The 23,105-nt window shown below is 70.9% G+C and carries 17 protein-coding genes and 2 pseudogenes; 6 read left to right on the top strand and 13 right to left on the bottom strand.

Features of this window, described 5'->3' with window-relative positions:
• The first annotated feature begins 84 nt into the window (after window positions 1-84).
• Window positions 85-459 (top strand): cupin domain-containing protein, encoded by a 375-nt coding sequence (locus ACGFWE_RS38330; RefSeq protein ID WP_393604817.1) that lies wholly within the window; start codon window positions 85-87, stop codon window positions 457-459.
• Between the two features lie 3 nt (window positions 460-462).
• On the opposite strand, the gene ACGFWE_RS38335 is transcribed toward ACGFWE_RS38330, so the two are convergent.
• The 6 genes and pseudogenes from ACGFWE_RS38335 to ACGFWE_RS38360 all read right to left on the bottom strand — a co-directional run bounded on the left by ACGFWE_RS38335 (window position 463) and on the right by ACGFWE_RS38360 (window position 7,950).
• A complete protein-coding gene (locus ACGFWE_RS38335; RefSeq protein ID WP_393604819.1) occupies window positions 463-1,431 on the bottom strand; it encodes a hypothetical protein in 969 nt (322 codons plus the stop codon).
• A complete protein-coding gene (locus tag ACGFWE_RS38340) occupies window positions 1,428-4,874 on the bottom strand; it encodes a DNA polymerase III subunit alpha (RefSeq protein ID WP_393604821.1) in 3,447 nt (1,148 codons plus the stop codon). Before ACGFWE_RS38340 ends, ACGFWE_RS38335 begins: the two co-directional genes overlap by 4 nt.
• Before the next feature lie 301 nt (window positions 4,875-5,175).
• Window positions 5,176-5,343, bottom strand: a complete 168-nt coding sequence (locus tag ACGFWE_RS38345) for a hypothetical protein (RefSeq protein WP_393604884.1) — start codon at window positions 5,341-5,343, stop codon at window positions 5,176-5,178.
• Window positions 5,324-5,593: pseudogene (locus ACGFWE_RS38350) on the bottom strand (helix-turn-helix domain-containing protein); the annotation flags it as partial. The pseudogene ACGFWE_RS38350 and the gene ACGFWE_RS38345, both read right to left, overlap by 20 nt.
• A 172-nt stretch (window positions 5,594-5,765) precedes the next feature.
• Complete coding sequence (locus ACGFWE_RS38355; protein WP_393604823.1) at window positions 5,766-6,848, bottom strand: S1 family peptidase; 1,083 nt, start codon at window positions 6,846-6,848, stop codon at window positions 5,766-5,768.
• A 229-nt stretch (window positions 6,849-7,077) separates the two neighbouring features.
• Entirely contained in the window at window positions 7,078-7,950 is an 873-nt protein-coding gene (locus ACGFWE_RS38360; protein WP_393604825.1) for a slipin family protein, read from the bottom strand.
• An 88-nt stretch (window positions 7,951-8,038) separates the two neighbouring features.
• On the opposite strand from ACGFWE_RS38360, the gene ACGFWE_RS38365 reads away from it, so the two are divergent.
• Window positions 8,039-8,923, top strand: coding sequence for an alpha/beta fold hydrolase (locus ACGFWE_RS38365; RefSeq protein WP_393604827.1), 885 nt, complete (start codon window positions 8,039-8,041; stop codon window positions 8,921-8,923).
• A gap of 73 nt (window positions 8,924-8,996) precedes the next feature.
• Here ACGFWE_RS38365 and ACGFWE_RS38370 read toward each other — a convergent pair whose 3' ends face one another.
• The 5 genes from ACGFWE_RS38370 to ACGFWE_RS38390 all read right to left on the bottom strand — a co-directional run bounded on the left by ACGFWE_RS38370 (window position 8,997) and on the right by ACGFWE_RS38390 (window position 14,737).
• Window positions 8,997-9,905, bottom strand: a complete 909-nt coding sequence (locus tag ACGFWE_RS38370) for a S1 family peptidase (RefSeq protein ID WP_352390855.1) — start codon at window positions 9,903-9,905, stop codon at window positions 8,997-8,999.
• A gap of 381 nt (window positions 9,906-10,286) precedes the next feature.
• Window positions 10,287-11,255 carry an LLM class flavin-dependent oxidoreductase gene (locus tag ACGFWE_RS38375; protein WP_393604829.1) on the bottom strand — a complete coding sequence of 323 codons (969 nt, stop codon included), beginning with the start codon at window positions 11,253-11,255 and terminating at the stop codon, window positions 10,287-10,289.
• A gap of 81 nt (window positions 11,256-11,336) precedes the next feature.
• Entirely contained in the window at window positions 11,337-12,098 is a 762-nt protein-coding gene (locus tag ACGFWE_RS38380) for an amino acid ABC transporter ATP-binding protein (protein ID WP_352390853.1), read from the bottom strand.
• A 27-nt stretch (window positions 12,099-12,125) separates the two neighbouring features.
• Window positions 12,126-13,883 (bottom strand): FAD/NAD(P)-binding protein, encoded by a 1,758-nt coding sequence (locus tag ACGFWE_RS38385; RefSeq protein ID WP_393604831.1) that lies wholly within the window; start codon window positions 13,881-13,883, stop codon window positions 12,126-12,128.
• A complete protein-coding gene (locus ACGFWE_RS38390) occupies window positions 13,880-14,737 on the bottom strand; it encodes an amino acid ABC transporter permease (RefSeq protein ID WP_393604832.1) in 858 nt (285 codons plus the stop codon). Before ACGFWE_RS38390 ends, ACGFWE_RS38385 begins: the two co-directional genes overlap by 4 nt.
• Before the next feature lie 406 nt (window positions 14,738-15,143).
• On the opposite strand from ACGFWE_RS38390, the gene ACGFWE_RS38395 reads away from it, so the two are divergent.
• Both ACGFWE_RS38395 and ACGFWE_RS38400 read left to right on the top strand, forming a co-directional pair.
• Complete coding sequence (locus ACGFWE_RS38395; RefSeq protein ID WP_393604833.1) at window positions 15,144-16,076, top strand: ABC transporter substrate-binding protein; 933 nt, start codon at window positions 15,144-15,146, stop codon at window positions 16,074-16,076.
• Between the two features lie 306 nt (window positions 16,077-16,382).
• Window positions 16,383-16,823 carry a cell division protein SepF gene (locus tag ACGFWE_RS38400; protein ID WP_352390849.1) on the top strand — a complete coding sequence of 147 codons (441 nt, stop codon included), beginning with the start codon at window positions 16,383-16,385 and terminating at the stop codon, window positions 16,821-16,823.
• A 36-nt stretch (window positions 16,824-16,859) separates the two neighbouring features.
• Here the strand turns inward: ACGFWE_RS38400 and ACGFWE_RS38405 are convergent, their stop codons facing one another.
• The gene (locus ACGFWE_RS38405; RefSeq protein ID WP_352390848.1) at window positions 16,860-18,032 is read right to left on the bottom strand and encodes an acyl-CoA dehydrogenase family protein; all 1,173 of its coding nucleotides are present in this window, start codon (window positions 18,030-18,032) and stop codon (window positions 16,860-16,862) included.
• 153 nt (window positions 18,033-18,185) lie between these two features.
• Window positions 18,186-19,787: an MFS transporter gene (locus tag ACGFWE_RS38410; protein WP_393604834.1), complete on the bottom strand. Its 1,602-nt coding sequence runs from the start codon at window positions 19,785-19,787 to the stop codon at window positions 18,186-18,188.
• 257 nt (window positions 19,788-20,044) lie between these two features.
• Here ACGFWE_RS38410 and ACGFWE_RS38415 point away from each other — a divergent pair.
• Both ACGFWE_RS38415 and ACGFWE_RS38420 read left to right on the top strand, forming a co-directional pair.
• A pseudogene (locus tag ACGFWE_RS38415) lies at window positions 20,045-20,674 on the top strand (mannosyltransferase family protein); the annotation flags it as partial.
• Between the two features lie 1,349 nt (window positions 20,675-22,023).
• The gene (locus ACGFWE_RS38420) at window positions 22,024-23,055 is read left to right on the top strand and encodes a phosphatase PAP2 family protein (protein ID WP_352390845.1); all 1,032 of its coding nucleotides are present in this window, start codon (window positions 22,024-22,026) and stop codon (window positions 23,053-23,055) included.
• Window positions 23,056-23,105: the final 50 nt, after the last annotated feature.

Genomic DNA, 23,105 nt, shown 5'->3' on the forward strand with positions numbered 1-23,105 from the left:
ACACTCTTGACGGATTGGTCAAGGAGCTTGACCATGGAGACATATAGTCAACCTGCTTGACCATCTATGACCCGGGGGTCCCGCATGCCCGTAGTCCGCTCGTCCGAGGCCGTCACCCATGAGATCCACGGCGCCCGTTTCGTCTCGTACGCCACTCCCCTCAGCGGCGCCAAGGAGCTCTGCGCCTGGCGCGGCGAGATCCCCGCGGGGACGAAGGCGCCGGCGCACACCGTCAACCGCGAGGAGATCTTCCATCTGCTCATCGGCGAACTCCTGATCACCCTCGACGGCGCCACCCACCGGATCACCGCGGGCGACACGGTGATCGTCAACCCCGGGGTGACCTTCGCCGTCGAGAACCCCACCGATCACACCGCCCTCACCTGGGTCACCACCTCCATCGGCCTGGAGGCGGAACTGGCCGACGGCACCCGCATCACTCCCCCGTGGGCCAACTGATCCCTACGCCGCCAGCGCCCCCGGCAGCACCGCCAGCGGTCCGAACCTCGCCCGGGCGCGGTCCGCGGCCTCCTCGATACGACGGAGTTTCTCGTCGGTGGGGTCGAAGGTGAGCTGGTGGGAAGCGTGTTCGGCGGGGTCGAGGCCCTCGGCGCGCAGGGCGATGGAGCGGACCCGAGCGCGCTGGAGACCCAACGCCTCGTACATGCCGTAGGCCGCCCTGGTGAGGGCCGCCGAGTGGGCGGTGGGTTCGCCGAGGGTGCGACTGCGGGTGGTCCCGGTGCGGTCGGCGTAGCGGACGGTGAGGGTCAGGGTGCGGCAGACCTTGTCGAGGGCGCGCAGCCGGGAGCCCAACTCCTCGGCCGCGGAGAGCAGCGCGCGGCGGTGCAGACCGGGGTCCAACTCGTCGCGGGTGAAGGGGCGTTCGGTGGCGAGGGAGCGAGAGACGCCGTTCGGGACGACCCGGCCGCGGTCGACGCCGTTCGCCTTCTCGTGCAGTTCGCGGCCGGTCTTGGCGCCGACCAGACGCTGGAGCGTGGACAGCGGGGCGGCGGCGACCCGGCCCAGGGTGTCGAGGCCGTACTCGCACAGGGTGCGGGCGGTCGCGGCGCCGACGCCGGGGAGCGCGGCGACGGGCCGGCCGGCGAGGAAGTCCGCCACCGCGCCCTCGGAAACCGAGCAGGTCACCCCGGGCCGGGCGTCCTTCAGCGCCATGCGGGCCAGCATCGGCCCGGGCCCGGCGCCGATCGCACAGTCGACGCCGTGCAGGGCGAGGGCGCGGACCCGGATCACCGAGGCCAGTTCGACGGCGTCCCGCTTGAAGTAGCGTTCGGCGCCCCGCAGATCGGCCAGCGCCCGGTCCGGCGGCAGCCCCTCGACGACCGGGGTGAACTCCTCGAGGAGGCCGAGCAGTTCGGGCAGGGCCGCCTCCCGCGTCGGCGGCAGCTGGAAACGTACGCAGAGGATGGTCATCCCGCACTCCCCGGACTCTGGTGCCACAACTTCCTTACCTGTGAAGCCTCTTGACCCGCCGGTCGCAGATCGGCCCACGGATGCAGTTCGTATCCCGTCGGCATTTGGATTCGCCTGCCGCCGGTCGGATCGCCGGTCGCGTCACCGGCCCGCTCCGGCACCGGCTCGGCCAGCCGTGCCGCCACCGCGTCGAGGCCTTCCCCGTCCCGCAGTTCGACCAGTTCGGCGAGGTTCCAGGCGGCCGCGCCCACCACGCTGAGGCTGCGCGGGCCGCGCCGCTGCACCACCCCGCGCACCAGCAGCAGCCAGGAGTGGAAGACGGTGTGCGCGCAGGCGTCGTGGGAGTCGTCGAAGAAGGCGAGGTCGACCAGGCCGGTGCCGTCGTCCAGGGTGGTGAAGATGACCCGCTTGCCGGACCGGATCGGCGGGGTCTGGGTGGCCGCCTTGGCCCCCGCGACCAGCACGGCCTCGCCGTGCCGCGCCTCACGCAGCCGTCGCGCGCTGACCACGCCCAACTCCGTCAGGAACTCCCGGTGGTCGTCCATCAGATTGCGCGAGACGTCCATCGACAGCACTCCCAGCTCGGCGCTGAGCTTCTCCACGGAGGACAGGTCCGGCAGCCCGGCCGAGGCCGTTTTCCGCCCGCCGGACAGGGGGAGTTGGGCCCCACGGCCCGCGCGAGCGCCCCGGTGCAGCTCGGTCAGGTGCAGTTGCAGATCACGCCGGTTGGCACCGAAGGCGTCCAACGCGCCGACCTGGGCCAGCCTTTGGGCCACCGGGCGACTGGGCCGCCCCCGCTCCCAGAAGTCCAGCAGCGAGGCGTACGGCTGACCCTCGGCGATCCGCGCCGCCTCGGCCTCGCTGATGCCGTGCACGTCGGACAGGGCCAGTCGCAGTCCCCACATCGAAGGGGATCCAGACGGGGATTCAGACACCAGTTCGATCCGATGTGCGACCCCCGACTTGTTCACGTCCAACGGCAGGATCGGCACCCCGCGCCGCCGCGCGTCCGCCAGCAGCAGCCGCTTCGGATACATCCCGGGGTCGTGGGTGAGCAGCCCGGCGTAGAAGGCCGCCGGGTGATGCGCCTTCAGCCACGCCGACTGGTACGTGGGTACGGCGAAGGCGACAGCGTGCGCCTTGCAGAAGCCGTACGACCCGAAGGCCTCGACGATCTCCCAGGTCCGCTGAATCGTTTCCGCGCTGTATCCGTTCGCCGCCGCGTGCTGCGCGAACCAGAACCGGATCCGCCCCTGCGACTCCGGGTCGGACAGCCCGCGCCGTACCCGGTCCGCCTCACCGCGCCCGCACCCGGTCATGATGTCGACGATGTCGATGATCTGCTCGTGGAAGACGACGACCCCGTACGTCTCCTCCAACGGCCGCTCCAGATCCCGGTGCGGATACCGCACGGGCGCCCGACCGTGCCGTGCCTCGATGAACGGTCGCACCATGTCGGCGGCGACCGGTCCCGGCCGGAAGAGGGAGATGTCGACGACGAGATCGTGAAAGGTGGCCGGCTGGAGCCGCCCGACCAGATCCCGCTGTCCCGGCGACTCGATCTGGAAGCACCCCAACGTCTCGGTGGACCGGATGAGTTGGTACGTCGCCGGGTCGCCCGGCGGTACGGCGTCCAGGTCGACCCGCTCCCCCGTCGCCCGCTCCACCTCCGCGACCGCGTGCGCCATCGCCGACTGCATCCGCACGCCCAGCACATCGAGCTTGAGCAGCCCGAGATCCTCGACGTCCTCCTTGTCGAACTGCGACATGGGAAACCCCTCGCCGCTGGTCGGCACGACCGGTGTACGGCGGAGCAGGGACGCGTCGGAGAGCAGCACCCCGCACGGATGCATGGCGATCCCCCGGGGAAGGGCGTCGAGGGCCTCGACCAGCTCCCACAGCCGGCCGTACCGCTGCTTCTCCTCCGCGAGTGCCTTGAGTTCGGGCAGTTCCTCCAGCGCCGCGCGGGCGTCCCGCGCCCGGATGTGCGGGAAGGACTTGGCGATGCGGTCGATGTCGGCGGGGTTCATGGACAGGGCGGCCCCCACGTCCCGGATCGCGTGCCGCACCCGGTATGTCTCCGGCATCGCGACGGTGGCGACCCGGTCGGTGCCGAACCGCCCGATGATCGCCCGGTAGACCTCGAGGCGGCGCGCGGACTCCACGTCGATGTCGATGTCGGGCAGGACGAGCCGCCGGGTGGACAGGAACCGCTCCATCAGCAGCCCGTGCTCGACGGGATCGGCGTGGGCGATCCCGAGAAGGTGATTGACCAGGGAACCGGCACCGGAACCGCGTGCGGCGACCCGGATCCCCATGTCCCTTACGTCGTCGACGACCTGAGCGACCGTCAGGAAGTAGGAGGCGAAGCCGTGGTGGGCGATGATGTCCAGTTCCTCGTGCATCCGCTCCCAGTACGCGCGCCTGCCCGCGTATCCCTTCAACACCATCCCCGCCGCCGCCCGTGAGGCCAGTGCCCGCTGGGCGCCGCGCCGGCCCGCGCCGACGAGGTGCGGCTCGGGGAAGTGGACGGTGCCGATCCCGAGGTCGTCCTCGGGATCGACCAGGCACTCGGCGGCCGTCGCCTGTGTCTGCTCCAGCAGCCGGTGGGCGGTGTCGCGCCGGAAGCCCGCGGCCTCGACGATCCGCTCGGCACCCGCCAGCATGGCATCCGCGTCCTTGAGCCAGGCCTCGCCGGAGTCCAGTTCCTTGACAGCACCGACCGGGACGAGGCGGCGGGCGGAGTCCAGGACGTCGGCGACCGGGCCCAGGCCGGGGTCGGCGTACCGTACGGCGTTGCTGAGCACGGGACGGACCCGCTGCTCGGCGGCGAATCCGACCGTACGGGCGGCCAGCCGCAGGGAGCCCGGTCCGGTGCCCTTGCGTCCGTGCCAGACGGCTTCGAGGCGCAGGGCGTCACCGTAGGTCTCCCGCCAGGGGACGAGCAGCCGGGCGGCCCGGTCGGGGCGGCCGGCGGCGAGGGCCCGGCCGACATCGGAGGCGGGGCCGAGCAGCACGGTCAGCCCGTCCCCCCGGTTCTCGGCCCGGGGCACCAGTGGCGTGTCCCGTTCACCCTTGTCGGCGTGCGCCGCCGTGACGAGCCGGCACAGGTCGGCCCAGCCGCGGGCGCCGTCCCGGGCGAGAAAGGTGACCCGGGGAGCCGACTCGTCGACGAAGGCACCGCCGCGCACGGGAGCGCGGCGCCGCTCCTGCCGTACGGGCTCGGCCTCCGCCACGGCCAGCTCCGCCCCGAACAACGGCCGCACCCCCGCCTTCGCACAGGCCTTGGCGAACCGGACCGTACCCGCGAGGGTGTCGCGGTCGGTGAGGGCGAGGGCGTCCATCCCCCGCTCCGAGGCACGCTCGGCGAGGCGCTCCGGGTGCGAGGCGCCGTAGCGCAGGGAGAACCCGGAGACGGTGTGCAGATGAGTGAAGCCAGGCATCCGCACCTCCCGCTGTCGAACGTCAGTTCCCTATCGCCTCACCTCCACCATAGACCAAAAACCGAACATGTGTACGACAGCGTTCGAGCCGCCCCCCACCTGGGAAAACGAGCTATTCGGACCCGGATGTGTCGGTCTCGGCGGATTCCTCGGCGGGGTGCTCGGCCGCGACCGTCGACCGGGTGCCGGCGGCCGTCGCGCGCTGCGCGGTCTCCAGGGCGTCAGACGCCGTTTGATGTCGCGGAGCTCGGTGAGGAGGGTGTCGGGGCGGTTGATCCTGGTCACGGGGAACTCCTCCGGTTCATGGGATGTCGATGGCGGGGGTGACGGTCAGCTGGACCTGCTCCTCGCCCGCGTCGTTGCCCGGGGTGACCTCGATCCCGGTGATCCGTACACCGAACCGGGTGCCCTCGGGAAAGAACAAGTCCTTGATCACCACGAGGGCGTCGACGGTGCGCGGTCTCGGCATCCCGCAGGGACTGCTGCAGCACCACCGCGGAGACCTCGCCCAACCAGGACCGTTCCGCTGTCCGCTTGGCCTCGGTGATCAGCCGCATGGAAAGCTCGCCGATCTTCGGGAATGTCCCGCCCGCCACGCGGGCGCACTCGCGGGCGCGGACCGTGTCGTTGAACACCACACGGGCACACCCGAACGCCTTCGCCGACGCGGTCTGCTGGTTGATGTCCGGGTACAGGCGGAAGCTGTACCGAAGCTGCATGACGATCACATCAGGGACGTCGCACATGCGCCACCAGAGGGAACACAGGAACGAATCATCACCCCTGACTCCCTCGTCCCGCGCCGTCACTATCAGATGGTTGGCGGGCAGCAAGAAAGCCCCGCCCCCACACAGGGGACGGGACTTCACGCCCCGCCGAACCGTCGAAGCGTCAGCCGATCGACGCCCCGGTCGCCGACAACGCCTCCGTCACCGGCTGGAAGAACGTCTCCCCACCGGAGGTGCAGTCACCGCTGCCACCGGACGTCAGTCCGATCGCGCTGCTCCCCGAGAACAGCGACCCGCCGCTGTCCCCCGGCTCCGCGCACACATCGGCCTGGATCAGCCCGTTCACGATGTCACCGTTGCCGTAGTTCACCGTCGCGTCCAGACCGGTGACCTTCCCGGAGTGCACCTGGGTCGTGGACCCGCTCCGCGTCACCGACTGACCGACGGTCGCCGATGCCGCCCCGGTGATCGCCTGCGAGGACCCGTTGTAGAGGTTCACCTCGCTGGGATGGTCGACCTCGGCCGTGTACTTCACCAGCCCGAAGTCGTTGTCCGGGAAGCTCGACACCTCATTGATGCCGATCTTGTTCCCGCTGGAGTCCGACCACGTCGAGATCGCCTCGGTGCAGTGCCCGGCGGTGAGGAAGTGCGGCTGTCCGCCCTTGACCACGTTGAACCCGAGCGAGCACCGGCCACCGGACCCGCTGATCGCGTCACCGCCGGCGACGAAGGGCTTGAACTCCCCCTCTGTGCGCTGGAGTTCGGCCACCGATCCCAGTCCGTCGACCACCTTGGTGAGCTTGGTCCACTCGGCGGCGGAGACCGTGCGGTCGGCCGTGACGACGACCTTGTTGGTGGTGGGGTCGGTCACCCAGGACGTCCCCGGGACGGTCGCGTCGTCGGCGAGCGCCGTACGCGCGTTCTTCAGCTCGACGAGGGAGTTCGAGACGACTCTGGCCGTGGCCCCGGCCGCCGAGACGGTCCGCGCCGCGTCCTCGTCGAGCACGTTCACCACGAGGCTCTTGGTCTTCGCGTCGTAGAACGTTCCCGCCGCGTCCGCGCCGAGTTCGGTCCCGAGCGTCGAGGCGAGCTTTCCGGCCGCGACGGCCGAGAGGGTCTTGACCTGGGGCGAGGCCGGCGTCTCGCTGGCGTTCGCAGTCTGCAAGGTGACTCCCGCGGCGACCAGCGCGGTGACGCCCGCACCTGCCACGACGATCCGCCGCCTGGGTATGCGTCGGTGCTGCAACTCGCGTCCTCCTGTGGGGGGCGACCCGGAGATTGTGGGGATCTCGCGGGCCGGAAGGCTGGTTGACGAGCCCTTACCCTTCCGAACCCCACAGGGAGCGCACAAGGGCGACTTCCGGACGCGCGTAGAACGCGGTTGCACGCCCCTGCATTTTGACAGTTCACGGTCAGCCCAGGCCGTTCACGCCGCAAACACTACGAGCGAGTAACACCTCATCAGCCCGTGAGGTCTAGTCCTGTCCTGAATTCAACCCCCCGGGGTCCGGATCCGGCAGGGACTCAAGAGGCGGACGTTGCTCCTGCACCGGTTGCTGCACAGACTGCTGCCCCGGCTGCTGCGGCGCCGGCGCCGCCCGCTCCAGGAACCGCAGCAGCTCGACCGGGAACGGCAGTACCAGCGTCGAGTTCTTCTCCGCCGCCACCGCCACCACCGTCTGAAGCAACCGCAGTTGCAGCGCGGCAGGCTGCTCGGACATCTCCTTGGCCGCCTCGGCCAGCTTCTTCGACGCCTGGAGCTCCGCGTCCGCGTTGATGACCCGCGCCCGCCGCTCCCGGTCCGCCTCGGCCTGCCGGGCCATGGACCGTTTCATGGTCTCGGGCAGGGAGACGTCCTTGATCTCGACCCGGTCGATCGTGACGCCCCACTCCACCGCCGGGCTGTCGATCATCAACTCCAGCCCCTGGTTGAGCTTTTCGCGGTTGGACAGCAGATCGTCCAGCTCGCTCTTGCCGATGATCGACCGCAGCGAGGTCTGCGCCATCTGCGCGACCGCGAACCGGTAGTCCTCGACCCGGACGATCGCCTCGGCCGGTGAGGTCACCTTGAAGTAGACGACGGCGTCCACCCGCACGGTGACGTTGTCCCGGGTGATGCCCTCCTGCCCGGGCACCGGCATGGTCACGATCTGCATGTTGACCTTCCGGAGCTTGTCCACGCCCGGAACGACCATCGTGAACCCAGGCCCGCGCACATCCGGCCGGAGCTTTCCGAGGCGGAAGACCACGCCCCGTTCGTACTGCTTGACGACCCGCGCGGCCGCCATCACGTACACCGCTCCGGCCGACACGAGCGCTACGCCCGCCGCCACCAGCTCCTCGACCATCGCGACCCCCAGGGTCAGAACCAGGCGCTCAAGGTGTGTACTTCGACGGTAACTCCGCGGTGTACACAAGGGGAGACGGAGGACACAGGTGGTCCACGGCATCAGGACGCGGGACGGCCGCCGGCTGACGGTCGAGGAGTACGGCGACCCGGACGGCAGCCCGGTGGTACTGCTGCACGACACCCCGGGCTGCCACTTCGGCGTCGTGCCCCGGGATGTCGTGACCGCGCACCCGCACATCCGGTTCATCGCCTACGACCGCCCCGGCTACGGCGACTCGGACCGGCTGCCGGGCCGCCGTGTGTCCGACGCCGCCCGGGACGTGGCGGAACTGGCCATGGCCCTGCGGCTCGGCCGTTTCTCGGTGCTCGGCCACGGCGGCGGCGCCCCGCACGCCCTGGCCTGTGCCGCGCTGCTGCCCTCCCGGGTACGGCGAGCCGCGGCACTGGCGTCCCCCGCGCCCCCGGACGCGAGGGACCTGAACTGGTTCGACGGCATGGCCGCGTCCCAGGTGGAGGAGTTCACCCGGGCGCTCACCGACCCGCTCGCCTTCGCCGAGCGCCGCGCCGCCCGTGCCGCCGACATCCGCCGCGACCCCGCCCAGTTGCTCGTCTCCCTCCGCGACGGGCTCACGGACTCCGACCGGCGGACCGTCTCCGCCCCGGCGGTCGGCGAGATGCTGCTGCGCACCTACCGGGAGGCGGTGCGCGGTTCGTCGTACGGCTGGCTCGACGACGACCTCGCCCTGCTCAGCGGCTGGGGCTTCGACCCGGCGGCCGTCACCCGGCCCGTCCTGCTGTGGCACGGGGACCAGGACAGGTTCTCCCCGGTCGGCCACTTCCGGTGGCTGGCGGACCGCGTCCCCCGGGTCCGGCCCGTCCTCCAGCGGGACACAGGCCGCTTCGGAGCCCTGGAGGCCCTGCCGGCCGTACTGGACTGGCTCTGCGCGCCACCGGAGCGGACCTCGTCGTGATCACGACGAGCCCCCGTACGGATGCGTACGGGGGCTCACCGGGTGCCGGCTGCGGTTCAGGCCGTAGCCGGGTCTAGAAGACGCTGACGCCGTAAGCGCTCAGGGCCTCGGTGACCGGCTGGAAGAAGGTCGTGCCGCCGGAGGAGCAGTTGCCGCTGCCGCCGGAGGTCAGACCGTAGGCGACACCGCTGTTGGAGTAGAGCGGGCCGCCGGAGTCGCCGGGCTCGGCGCAGACCGTGGTCTGGATCATGCCGTAGACGACGTCACCGCCGCCGTAGTTGACGGTCGCGTTCAGCGCGGTGACCCGGCCGCTGTGGATGCCGGTGGTGGAACCGCGGCGGTAGACCGTGGTGCCCACGCTCGGGGTGGCGGCGCTGGTGATGTCGACGCTGCCGACGGTGCCGGAGATCGACGAGGTCGGGTAGCTGCTGGAGTACTTGACGAGGCCGTAGTCGTTGGTCGGGAAGCTGGAGCCCGCCGTCGAACCGAGCGTGGTCGTGTGCCCGGAGTTCGACCACCAGGTGCCCGCGCCGTCGGTGCAGTGACCGGCGGTCAGGAAGTAGTAGGTGCTGCCGCTGCGGACGTTGAAGCCGAGGGAGCAGCGCCAGCTACTCGCATAGATGGCGTCGCCGCCGGAGATCAGCTTGTTGAACTTGCCCGGGGTCCGCTTGATCGTGAGCGCGTCGGCGTTGCTGCCCGCCTGCTCCTTGATCTTGGAGATCTCGGCCTGCGAGACCGTGCTGTCGACGGTGACGACCACACGGTTGGTCTTGCTGTCGACGGCCCAGGCGGTGCCCGGGATGTCGGCCTTGAGCACCGAACTGCTGGCGCTCTTGAGTTCGGCGGTGCTGAACGGGGTCGCAGCGGTCGCGTTCGCGCTGGGGACCGCGATCGCGGCCGCGGCCACGAGGCCGGTGGTACCGGCGATCAGCCGGGTCCGTCTCGTAATGCCACTGCGGGGGTTGGTGCGCCTGATCCTCACGTTTCGTTCCCTCCCAGGGGAAGTCGGGGGCCCGCGTGGGGTCGGGGCCCGTGAGGCGCAGTCAGCGGCCCGGTCGTCCGGTTTTCGGACAAGCCGTGCTCCTGACAAGCGCTGAGGGGGAGTATTCGGCCGAACGGACGGTCGGCGCAAGGGCGCCTTTCGGCCGTCAACCTTTGAAAGACCTTTGTGCTTCAGAGGGAACCGCCACGCCTCGGCTCGCGTCGCTCTCCCCCGCCACCGGCCGTCTTACGGCTGTCGGTGTCCGGCGCGGGCGGGCACGCGTACCGGAAACACACCTTCCGTCCCCGCTCGCCGGATCGCCGAAAACAGCCCATGGCGAGCCGCCCCGGAAAGCGGGCGGACAGACGCGTCCGTCCCGGCTCAGGACGCTCGCCCCGTCCCGGCGCACTGGGTGGCCGGTCTGCCGAGGCCCAGGTGCTCCCGGAGCGTGCTGCCCGGGTAGAAGGTGCGGAACAGTCCGCGGTGTTGGAGCAGCGACACCGTGCCGTTGACGAGCCGCTCCAGGTCGCGCAGCGGTTCGGCGGGGGTGAGGTGGAAGCCGTCGACGATGCCCTCGCCGTGCCAGGTGGCGATCAGTTCCGCGAGGTCGACGGGGCCACCCCGGTACAGCGGCCCCTGCGCGGTCTGACGTGGACCGCCTCCGCCGTGCCCCGGCGCGGCCGCGTGCTCCCCGTCGCCGAGGTCGACGAGGAGGCCGGCGAGGATCCGCGGTTCGTCGGGGCCGCGCCCGAACTCCGCTGCCAGCAAGCGGAGTTCGTCCCGTACGGCGGCGGCCTGCGCGGCACTCGCGGCGCGGACGAGGGCCACGTCGGCGTACCGGGCGGCGGTTCTGCGGGCGGGTCCGTCGGTGGCGTCGACCACCCGGACCGGGAGGCCCTGCGGGGGGCGCGGCACGATCGAGGGGGCCTTGGCGGAGAAGGGCGTGCCCGGGAAGCCGGCGTCCCGTGTCTCGGCACCGGCCGACGCGGGCGGCGCCGCCGATACGGCCACGAGGGTGTGGTCGGTGGCCGACACGTCCATCCACCAGCCGGCCCGGCCCGGGCTGACGCGGTCGAGGGCCGCGATGGCTGCCCGCACGTGGAAGGGGTCGCGGTGCGGGGGCGTGATGGTGGGCACCAGGCCGATCCGGCCCGTGGCGGACGCGACCCGGGACAGCACGTCGAGCGCGTCGGGGCCGGGCCGGGCGAAGGTGTCGTCCAGGGTCAGGAAGTCGAGCCCACCGCGTTCGGCGAGCCGGGCCGCCTCGATGTAGGGGAGCGCGTCGTACGCCGACGGATGGTCGAGGGCGGCGGCCAGGTGCACCAGGCCCCGGCCGTGCGAGGAAGCCATGTGGGGGAGTCCTTTCGGGGGAGAATCCGGCCCGCCGCGGCGGGAAGCAACCACGACCGCGCGGACCGGCGGCCATCTCGCTCACAGCACCTTGGAGAGAAACGCCCTGGTCCGCTCGTTGCGCGGAGCGTCCAGTACCTCGGCAGGCGGGCCCTGTTCGACGATCCGTCCGTCGTCCATGAACACGACGGTGTCGGCGACCTCGCGGGCGAAGCCGATCTCGTGCGTGACGACGATCATCGTGGTGCCCTGGTGCGCGAGGTCCTTGATGACGTCGAGGACCTCCCCCACGAGTTCGGGGTCGAGCGCCGAGGTCGGTTCGTCGAAGAGCAGCAGCCGGGGTTCCAGCGCCAACGCCCGTGCGATCGCGACCCGTTGCTGCTGCCCGCCGGAGAGCTGCCTGGGATAGGTGTCCGCCTTGTCGGCGAGTCCCACCCGGTCCAGGAGCCGCCGCGCCGCCTCGACGGCCTCCTTGCGCGGCCGCTTCAGCGCGGACACCGGGGCCTCGACGACGTTGTCCAGCACGGTCAGATGCGGGAACAGGTGGAAGTTCTGGAAGACGAAGCCGATCCGCGTGCGCTGTCGCAGCACCTCGCGCTCGGGCAGCTCGTACAGCTTGTCACCGGAGCGCCGGTATCCGACCAGCGCCCCGTCCACGCTGATCGTCCCCTTGTCCACCTTCTCCAGGTGGTTGACGGTGCGCAGCAGCGTCGACTTGCCGGAGCCGGACGGACCGAGGATCACGGTGACCTCTCCGGCGCGTACGGCCAGGTCGATGCCCTTGAGCACCTCCAGTGGGCCGAAGCTCTTGTGGACGGACCTGATGTCGACCATGACGGTCATCGGTGAACTTCCCTGCCTTCCAGGTGACTAGGCGGCCGCACGGACGGCGAGCTCGCCGAGGAACCGCAGCGCGGCCCGCGCGGTCGCGTCGTTCTGCCGGAACGCGGGCCCGCCGGTGCGCGGCCGGGTGAAGGCGCCGGGGGTACGTCCGTCGGTGTACGGCCCGAGCGCGAAGCGCCGGGGGTGCGGCCGACCGGACCGGTCCAGGAGCCGTCCGTCGGCACGGTCCACGCGCAGCAGCCCGTCCGGGCTCTCGGCGGCCCCCTCGGCGTACAGCTCGCGCAGCAGCGGGTCGAGGGCCCGCCGGACGGTCGGCTCGGGCAGCCGGGCCTCGACCAGCGCCCGCGCCTGGACCGAGTGGCCCGGCACGGTGGGGCTCGACGCCCGGAACACCCCGTCATCGGCGCGCACTTCCATGTCCGCCCCGACGAACCTGAGCACTCCGGCCCGGGACAGCGCGAGCAGTTGCCGCAGCCGGGGCCCGGGCGGCCCCGAGGCGAGGTAGCTGAAGAACCCGTGCCACCACCCGCCGATGTCCCCGAGCCGGACCAACTGCCCGTAGACGGAGAGCAGTCCGAGGAACACGGCCAGGTCCGGGCTGTACCGGGAGTCGTGCCGACGGCTCAGGTCGGCCTCGACGTACTCCCGCAGCCCGTCCTGGAACTCCTCGTGGGTCGCGTACCGCACGCCCTCCAGTGGCCGGTCGAGCCGGGCGAGGTCGAGCCGGTCGCGGGGATCGGGCACGGCGGAGGCCGCCAGGGTCTCCCGCTCGGAGGGACCGTCGGCTGCCGCGTACTTCTCCTCGAAGTCGGTCCAGGACATCGCGGTCCGCTCCGGATGCACGGTGAACAGCCGGTGGTAGTGGGCGAACCCGAGCTCCTTCTCCACCAGCGGCCACACGTCCCGCCGGAAGTCGAAGCCCTCCGGCCGGGCAAGCAGCCCGTCGATCTCGGCCGGGCCCAGGAAGCGGGGCAGCGGCAGCCGCTCACCGGTCCAGTCGTAGCCGATCTTCGAGTGGTACGGCACTCCGCGCCGCGATCCGACGAGGAGGACCGGCTCACGCCCGGACGGGACGTAGGTGTCCCCGTCGTACCGTCCGCCCCGGCCCTCGGTCAGCAGCGCCATCAGGTCGACGAAGGCGAGCCCGAACCCGCGGACCAGGACCGGTTCGCCGGGTGCGAGCGCGGACAGGTCGCTGTCGGCGGTGAAGTCGGGCGGCAGGTGGACGAGGCCGTGGGTGCGGGCGTACGCCGCCAGGTCCCGCTGATCCTCGTCCAGTTCGGCGTCGAGGTGGCCCAGGCTGAGGACGACCAGGTCGGCGAGGAGCGGGCGCGGACGGCCCTCCAGCCAGACCTGCTGACGTCCCTCGGGCGCTCCGCTCACCCGCAGGGCACGTCGGGGATGGTGGTGGACGGACACGGACGGCGGCAGCGCGGCCACCGCCTGCTCGTGCACCCAGCGCAGATAGGCGCCCTGGAGCTGCCGGTCGGCGAAGGTGCGGCCGTCGATGCCGGCCCACTCGTGCAGGGTGGGGCCGGGGCGCACGGGCCCCTCCATCTCCACCGTCTCGTCGGTGAACATGGTGACGTCCTCGGCGTGCGAGTTCATCCACAGCAGCGGTGACTGCGCCTCGCGCCAGATGCGTCCGGCGCCGGGCGGGTGCGGATCGACCAGGTGCAGGTCGAGACCCGAACCGTCGTACAGCTCGGGCGCGTTGGCGGCGATCCGCTCGATGAGACCGGTCCCCCGCGGCCCGGCTCCGACGATCACCAGTGAGTGCCTCATCGGGTGCGCTCCGAACCGCGGGCGTAGTGCTTCTCCACGTAGTACTGGCCGACGCCGAGCACCGAGGTGACGACGGTGTACCAGACGGTGGCGACCATCAGCAGCGGGATGACCTGGTACGTGCGGTGGTAGACGAGCTGCACGGAGTAGAGCAGGTCCTGCACCGCGATCACGCTGACGATGGAGGTGCCCTTGAGGGTGCCGATCAGCATGTTCCCGGCCGGGGGCACGATGGAGCGCATCGCCTGTGGCAGCACGATCCGCCACCAGCGTCGCCACCGGCTCAGTCCGAGCGCCTGTGCCGCCTCGATCTGTCCGTGGTCGACGGACAGGATGCCGCCGCGCACGACCTCGGCGGCGTAGGCGGCCTCGTGCAGGGTCAGGCCGATGACCGCGACGGTGACCGGGCCGAGCAGGTCGACCGTCTTCACCCCGAGGATCTGCGGGTACAGCGCCCCGATGTTGAACCACAGCAGCAGCTGCACCAGGACCGGGATCGACCGGAACAGCCAGACGTATCCCCAACTCACGCTTCTGAGCACGGGGTTGGCGGACAGCCGGGCCGCCGCGAGCAGGGTGCCCAGCGCGAAGCCGAGCACCATGACGACCGCGGTCAGCCAGAGCGTGAGCCACAGTCCGCGCAGCACCGCGTCCGAGGTGAAGTAGTCCGCGACGACGTCCCACTGGAACGCCCGGTTGCGCAGGACGGAGTTGACGGCCAGGCCCAGCAGCACGAGGACGGCGACGGCGGCCGTCCACTGGCCGAGGCGGCGCTGCGGGACGATGCGAAGGGAGTCCGCGTGTTCCGGTATGTCCGGTGCGGCGGGGGCTTTGGCGAGGGTGTCGGAGGACATGCGAGGGCTCCGTGGCAGCGAGTCGGTCGAACTCGGACGGGTGCCTTCACACGGATGCGGCCGAGCCCCTCAGCAGGGCCGCCCTTTGAGACTACGGGTGCGTTTCCGCCCGCTGTCAAGGCTGTCCATACTGTGAGCCGTACGTCTCAAGTCGGTTGACGGCAAACCGGATGCCTGTTCCACTTACCCCATGCATCCACAGCAGTGGCTGGTCAAGCGCTCCCACATCGACCTCGGTCGCGTGTGGTCCTCTTCCTGTTGAGCTGACCCACTGCGCGCCCTGACGCACAGGGCGCCTTTCGCGTTCTCCCCCTTCTTCGCGCTCTTCGCGCTCTTCACGTTCTTCGCCTTCACACGCGCCTTCCCCTCACCCAGCGCTTTCTCGCTCCCAGGAGACCGCTCCCCCATGCGCACACCTTCGCGCGCCCGAAACGGGCTCATCATCCCGTTCGCCCTCATCACGGCGGGCACTCTGCTGCTGACCGCGTGCGGCTCCGGCGCGGACGACACCGCTACGGCCTCCGCCGAGTCCGACGCCGTCCCCACCGCGGACGTGGTCTCCGCGATCGGGAAGGACGAGGCGGCGGCCCGGCTCCTGCCGCCCGGCACGAAGACCCTGACCCTCGCCGTCAGCGTCTCCGGCCAGCCGCCCGGCACCTCGATCCTGGACGACGGCAAGACCCTCGCCGGCCAGGACGTCGACTTCGCGAACGCGGTCGCCAAGGTCCTCGGCATCAGACTGAGGACCGAGCAGGCGAGCTTCGAGGCGATCCTGCCCGCCCTCGACAGCGGCAAGTACGACCTCGGCGTCGGCAACTTCGGCGTGACCGACGAGCGCCGCAGGACGATCGACTTCGTCACCTACATCAACGACGGCCAGGGTTTCGCCACCCGCGCCGACAGCAAGCTCACCAAGGTCACCGACCTGACCCAGCTGTGCGGCCTGAACGTGGCGACCGGCGCCGGCACGACGTTCGAGGCCACTCTCGAGGACAACAAGCACGTGTGCGACAAGCCGTACAAGGTGCAGACCTACAACGAGCAGGGCGCGATCTGGTCCTCACTGCAGCAGGGCCGCAGCGACGTCGTGATGTCCACGATCAACGGCCTGCGTTACGCGGTGGCCCATCAGCAGGGCGTGAAGTTCCTCAACGAGTACCACCGCCTGGACGTGGGCTTCGCCTTCAAGAAGGGCACACCGCTGACGAAGGCGTTCCAGGCAGCGGTGAACGACCTGATCGAGGACGGCACCTACGCCAGGATCCTGAAGAAGTGGGGGACGACGGGCTCGGCGATTTCCACGTCCCGGATCTCCCCTCCGGAAGGAAAAAATTCTTAGCGCACCGGACTGAGCCACCGTCAGATCCCAGCACCGGCACGGCGTTGAGCAGCGGGTTCCTCTCCCCGCCCCGTTCACCCGTACGCTCCAGCCCTCACCCATACGCCGCGAAGAATCATATTTCACTCACAGTCAGCAGCCGTATGGGATACGACCCTTGGGGTACCTGGGCTCTCGACGTATTCGCTGTGCACCAGTACCGTCACAAACCCCCCGCGCGGCGGCTATTCACTTGGCGCGCGATCCGCATCATGGATGACCATAGGGATACAGAAGCAAGAGAAACCGCTGTGAGAGGAGGCGTCCATGGGATCGGTGCGCAAGGCTAGTGCTTGGCTGGGCCTCGTTGACGACAACGATGACGAGCGTTACTACGACGACGACGGATACTCCGAAGGGACCGAGCCCGGGGAGGCCTGGGTCACCGACCCCCGGGTCAAGGTGGCCTCGGACGTCGCCGAGGAGAAGGGCCGTCGCATCGGCACGGTGACCCCGGACAGCTTCCGGGACGCCCGCGCCATCGGCGAACTGTTCCGCGACGGCGTTCCCGTCATCATGAACCTCACCGCGATGGAGGCCGGCGACGCCAAGCGCGTCGTGGACTTCGCGGCGGGGCTGATCTTCGGACTGCGCGGTTCCATCGAGCGTGTGTCCACCCGCGTGTTCCTGCTGACCCCCGCCAACACGGAGATCGTGAATGGCGATCCCGGCCAGCACCGCACGGACGGCTTCTTCAACCAGAGCTGAGGCAGGGCCGCTCACCGGCCCTGCCCCCAGCGGGGTTCACCGGAAGGCATCCAGCCCGGTGAGCGCCTTGCCGAGCACCAGCTGGTGCATCTCGACGGTGCCCTCGTACGTCAGCACCGACTCGAGGTTCGTCGCGTGCCGCATCACGGGGTATTCGAGGGAGATCCCGTTGGCCCCGAGGATCGTCCGCGCCGTACGGCAGATCTCGATGGCCTCGCGGACGTTGTTGAGCTTGCCGAAGCTGACCTGCTCGGGACGCAGGCGGCCGGCGTCCATGCGCCGCCCCAGATGATGGGCGAGCAGAATCCCCTTGTGCAGTTCGACCGCCATGTCGGCGAGTTTGGCCTGGGTGAGCTGGAAGCCCCCGATCGGCCGCCCGAACTGCTCCCGCGTCTTCGCGTAGTCCACGGCGGTCTCGAAACACGACCGCGCCGCCCCCATCGCGCCCCACACGATCCCGTACCGGGCGTGCGAGAGACAGCTCAGCGGCCCCTTCAGTCCCACGACCTCCGGCAGCACCGCGTCGGCGGGCAGCCGTACGTCGTCGAGGATCAACTCACTGGTGACGCTGGCCCGCAGCGACCACTTGTGCTTGATCTCCGGCGCCGAGAAACCCGGCGCGTCGGTCGGCACCACGAACCCGCGGATCCCGTCGTCGGTCTGCGCCCACACCACGGCGACCCCGGCGACCGACCCGTTGGTGATCCACATCTTGCGCCCGTTCAGGACCCAGTCCGTGCCGTCCTTCTTGGCGTACGTCCGCATGGCACCGGGGTCGGAGCCGTGATCGGGTTCGGTGAGCCCGAAGCAGCCGATCACCTCGCCGGCGGCCATGCGCGGCAGCCAGGTCTGCTTCTGCTCCTCGCTGCCGAAGCGGTGGATCGCGTACATGGCGAGCGAGCCCTGCACCGAGACGAGGGACCGGATCCCGGAGTCGGCGGCCTCCAGCTCCAGACAGGCGAGCCCGTACTGCACGGCGGAGGCGCCGGCGCACCCGTATCCGCTGAGCGACATCCCGAGGGCGCCGATCCGGCCGAGTTCCCGGGCGAGTTCCCTGATCCCCGGCAGCTCGCCCTTCTCGTACCAGTCGGCGACATGGGGCAGGACGCGGTCGGCGGCCCAGGTCCGCACGGTCTCGCGGATCGCCAGGTCCTCCGGTTCCAGGAGGTCGTCGATGCCGAGGAGGTCGGCGGGGTCGAACGGGGGCATGGCACATCCTCCGGAAGAAGGGGTCCAGCGGGCGGGCGACGGGAAACAGCGGGTGGCGGTTGGGCGGTGACTGGGCGGTGACAGAAACTAGCACCGCTAATTTAGCTCTGTCGCCGACGTTACAGCGCGCCGTGCCGCACATCCAGACGCCGGTCAGGCGGAGACGCGCGACTCCGCGATGTCCCTGGGCGCCGGAAGCCCGACCGCCGCCGGGGCCTCACCGCACTGCATCGTGCGCGGCAGCCGCAGCGCCATCGCCGCGCCCAGCAGCAACAACCCCGCACTGACCAGCAAGGTCACATGCAGTCCGTGCACGAAGGAGTCCTGGGCGGCCCGGCGCAGGGCGACCCCGGCGGGTCCGCCGAGGCGTCCGGCGACCTCGTAGGCCTCGCCCAGGGAGTGCCCGGCCGACCTGGACGCCGAGTCCGGGACACCGGGCACACCCGACAGGCCGGGCGTGTACGCCGCGTTCATCACGCTGCCGAGCAGCGCGATCCCGATGCCCGCCCCGAGCTGGTACGAGGTCTCGCCGATCGCCGCGGCCCCGCCCGCCTGCTCCGGCGGGGCCTCGCTGAGCATCGACTCGTACGCCCCGAAGAGCGTCGCCTCCAGACCGAACCCGAGCAGCACGAACCCGAACACCAACAGGCCCGTGTTGTCCGCGTCGCCCATCGCGGTGAGCAGCAGCACGGCCACCGCCGTGAGGCAGAACCCGGCACTCACCATCAGGCGCGGCCCGAACCGCCGCAGCAGACGCGCCCCGGCCAGCCCCGCCGCCATCGCGGCGATCGTCAGCGGCAGCAACCGCAGACCGGTTTCCAGCGGGGACAGGCCGAGAACCAACTGGAGGTACTGGGCCGCGATCAGTTCGAGTCCGACCAGAGCGAGCATCGCCAGGACGATGCAGCCGACCGAGGTGCTGAACGCCGGACGCGCGAACATCCGCAGGTCCACCAAGGGATGCGCGAGCCGCCGCTGCCGCCGTACGAAGAGGAAGAGCAGCGCCGCGCCCACGACCAGCGGGATCGCGGTGAACACGTCGAGCTCTCCACCGCCGAGCCGCTTCACGCCGAGCACGAGGGCGAACAGGCCGCCCGCGGCCATCAGGGCGCCCACGACGTCCCAGGGACCGTCCGCGCTGCCCTTGGACTCGGGCAGCAGAAGGCGGCCCACCGGCAGGCTGACCAGCATCAACGGGATGTTGATGAGGAAGACCGAGCCCCACCAGAAGTGCTCCAGGAGGAAGCCGCCGAGCAGCGGTCCGACCGCGGCACCGACCGCGGCGACGGCGCTCCAGATGCCGATCGCGAGCGCCCGCTCACGCCGGTCTGGGAAGACCTGGCGGAGGATCGACAGCGTCGCGGGCATGATCATCGCGCCGCCGACGCCGAGCAGCGCCCGCGCGAGGATCAGCACCTGGGCGGTGTCCGCGACGGCGGCGACACCGGAGGCGACGCCGAAGAGGGCGTAGCCGAGGAGGAGGACTCTTCTGCGGCCCACGCGGTCGCCGAGCGTGCCGAAGAGGATCAGCAGCGAGGCGCAGACGAGCGGATAGACGTCGACGATCCAGAGCAGTTGTATCGCGCCGGGCTTGAGGTCCTCGGTGACGGCGGGTACCGCCACGTGCAGCACGGTCGCGTCGAGGGCGACCAGGAGCAGGCTCGTGCAGAGGACCACGAGGACGACCCAGCGGTTTGCACCGGCCCCGGCCGCCCGACGGCGCAGCAACGCGGCGGCCGTGGTCGTCCCGGACATGTACGTACCTCCCAGAAGTTCCCTGGCGTTCGGCGGGCACACGGGGTGGGGATCCCCATGATCTCGGCCGGAGAGGAGCGGTGGTCTCCGGCCCGCGCAGCGAACGGCGGGTGACACGTCAGCGTACGCGAGTTCGCGCGTCGGCCCAGTGGCGGACCTCTCAGACTTCCGGCAGAACACGTGTGGCGTACGCCACTTTCACCGTCTGTCGCCACGCCCCGGCGGGTTGCTTCGGCGACCGGTCGATAATCGGACCCGTGACCGATCTTGGAACGCGCACCGAACCGGCCCTGCGCCGAGCCGCCCCGGCGCTGCTCGGCTACGCGGCCGTACGCGCCCTGGGCCTCCTCACGCTGGCCCTGTGGAGCGGGGCGCGCGACAAGAGCGCGTACACCCTCCTGACCGCCCGCTGGGACGCCCTCTGGTACACGAGGGTCGCCGAACTCGGTTACGGCTACGAGGTGCGGCTGCCGAACGGCGACGTGCACTCGAACCTGGCGTTCTTCCCGCTCCTGCCCTGGCTGGAGCGGCTGCTGTCCGCGGTGACCCCGCTGTCGTACGCCGACGCGGGCTTCGCGGTGGCCCTGCTCGCCTCCCTGGCCGCGGCCTGGGGCGTCTTCGCGGTGACGGATCTTGTGTACGGCCGCCGGGCCGGCGTCTGCGCGGTCCTGCTGTGGGCCGTCCTTCCCGTCGGAATCGTCCAGTCGATGGCGTACAGCGAGTCGCTGTTCACGGCTCTGGCGGCCTGGTCGCTGTACGCGGTGCTGACCGGCCGCTGGGTGACGGCGGGCCTCCTGGCCTCGCTGGCGGGCCTGACCCGCCCGGTGGGCCTGGCGGTGGTCGCGGCGGTGTGGGTGGCGGGAATCGCGGCGCACCTCGGCGACCGCCGAAACCGGACCCGAGCGCAGGGCGCCTCCGGTATCACCGCGCCGGCCCTGCGGGGGCCCGCATCGACTCCGCGCCGGGGCGCCGCCGAGCACACCCGGCACTTCGCGGGTCACCTGAAGCTCGACGAGGGGATCGCCCCGAATGCGGCGGAGACGGACCCGGCCGCACCAGGAACCGGTCCACGCGGGAACAGCCCGTCCGCATCGGGAGCGGACACGCCCAGAACCGATCCGGCGGCACCCGGTGCGTCCTCGTCCCTCGACACCCCCGGCACACCCGAACGCACCCCAGTCCTCCAGGCCCCCGGCAACCCCGCCGACAGCTCTTTCGAGCGGAGCCGAAGCGCGGCCGGGGCGAGCGGCGCCCCCGACGCCGAATACGCCCCCATCGGCCGGACCCCGTCGTCCACGACCGAGCGCATCGCGGACGCGGACAGCGCGCCCGACCCGACACACGCCCCCGCCGTCGGCCCGCCACACACTCCCGATCCGGGCCCGTCACCCTCCGCCTCCGGCAGCGACCCCGCCGTCCCGTCCGGAGCGGGCTCCTCACCCGCCCCCGGATCCGCCCACACCCCCCGCCCCGGCCCCGCAACGGCCCCCGCCGACCACCCCGCCCCCCGCCGCGCCCTCGGCATGGCACTCGCCCCGCTCGGTACCGCCGCCTACGTCCTGTGGGTCGGTCACCGCACCGGGAAAGGGCCGCTCGGGTATCTCGACGTGCAGGCGGGCTGGCGGAACGGATTCGACGGCGGGTACGCCTTCGCCCGTTTCGTCGCCGACAAGTTCACGTCGTTCCCGTCGGCCCTGGCCGGGACCGGACTGATCGTCGGCGTCGGGCTGGTGGTGTGGCTGTACGTCGTCTGCGCACGGCAGGGCCAGCCGCTGCCCCTCCTGGTGTACTCCGGCGTCGTCACCGCGCTCGCCCTGTGCGCGTCGAGCTACTTCGGCTCGAAACCCCGCCTGCTGATGCCCGCCTTCCCCCTGCTGCTCCCCCTCGCCCTGGCCCTGGCCCGCTCGAGGACCCGCAGGTCAGCCGCGATCATCACGCTGATCGCCACCGCGTCCGCCCTGTACGGCGCCTTCTGGCTGAACGGTTCCGGTCCACCATGATCGACTCGGGAGCACCGATGAGCGCCCGAGAATTCCACCCCATGATTCGGTGAACGAATTCATAAGGGCCATAAAACCGTGAGCCGGAATGATCAAAACAATTGCGGAGCGCAGCCGCCGCCTTTGCGGAATCCCCGGAAATAGACACCCGGCTGAGAGGAATCCCACATCACATCGTCATCACAAAGCCGCTGATTCGCCAGGGATCAGAGCTCACTCGCTGTAACGTCGATTGGGTGCGTACCGAACGAAACCCCACCCGTCTGGACCGGGTGTTCGCCAGGCTGGACCGTGAGCCGGAACGGCCGGCCCACCTCAGCGTGCCGCGGGCGAGCCGTCACCGGACCGTCCTCGCGATCGCCGCCCTGGCCTTCTACCTGGCGATCGTGTGGCTCGTGGTGACCACGTCGTGGCTGGTCCGCCTCGACTGGCAGGTCATGTTCTTCCGGCCGTACCAGCAGTGGGCGTCCATCCACTGGTTCGTCGACTACTACGTGGTGCTGGGCCAGCGCGGCCCCACCGCGGTGATGGTGGCGGCCTGGCTGGGCTGGCGTTCCTGGCGCCAGCACACCCTGCGCCCCCTGCTGACCCTGGGTGCCTCACTGCTGCTGCTGAACATCACGGTCGGCGCCGCCAAGTACGGCATGGGAAGGCTCGGACCGCACTACGCGACCGTGATCGGCTCGAACGAGATGGGCCTGGGCGGCGATATATTTCCCAGCGGCCACACCGCCAACGCCGTGGTGACCTGGGGAATCCTGGCGTATCTGGCCTCCACCCCGAGAGCCCGCCGCTGGCTGTCCGCGATCTCCGCGGTGACGTCGCTGGGCGTCGGCATGGCCACCGTCTACCTCGGTACGCACTGGCTGAGCGACGTCGTGCTGGGCTGGGTCGCGGGTCTGCTGATCCTGCTGGCGCTGCCCTGGTTCGAGCCGCTGATCGCCCGCACCGAGGCCTACGCCTTCGACCTGCGCGACCGCTGGCGGGCCCGCGGCGGCGCGAAGGCCCCGGCCCCGGTCACCCCCGTGGCGGCCCCCGCGCCCGCCCGACTCAAGCCGCTCACCGCCCCGCAGAACGAGACGGCGGCCCGCGAGGCCGCCGTTCCGGCGCGTGGTCCCAGGTCACCCCTCCATCTGGCGCCGGGCCCGCACACCACCCGTTCGGAGCGCACTCCGGTCACCCCGCTCGGCAGCCGCCGCCCGCCGCACCCGGACCGGATCGTGCGCGGCACGCCGTCCGCGGCCACCCGGCCGGTGGCCGGCGGCTGATCCGGCACCTCGCGGCCGACGGGGCCGGTACGCACCACCACCCCGGGCAT

Origin of the sequence: Streptomyces sp. NPDC048523 (genome assembly GCF_043199815.1) — a bacterium.
Taxonomy (GTDB): Bacteria; Actinomycetota; Actinomycetes; order Streptomycetales; family Streptomycetaceae; genus Streptomyces.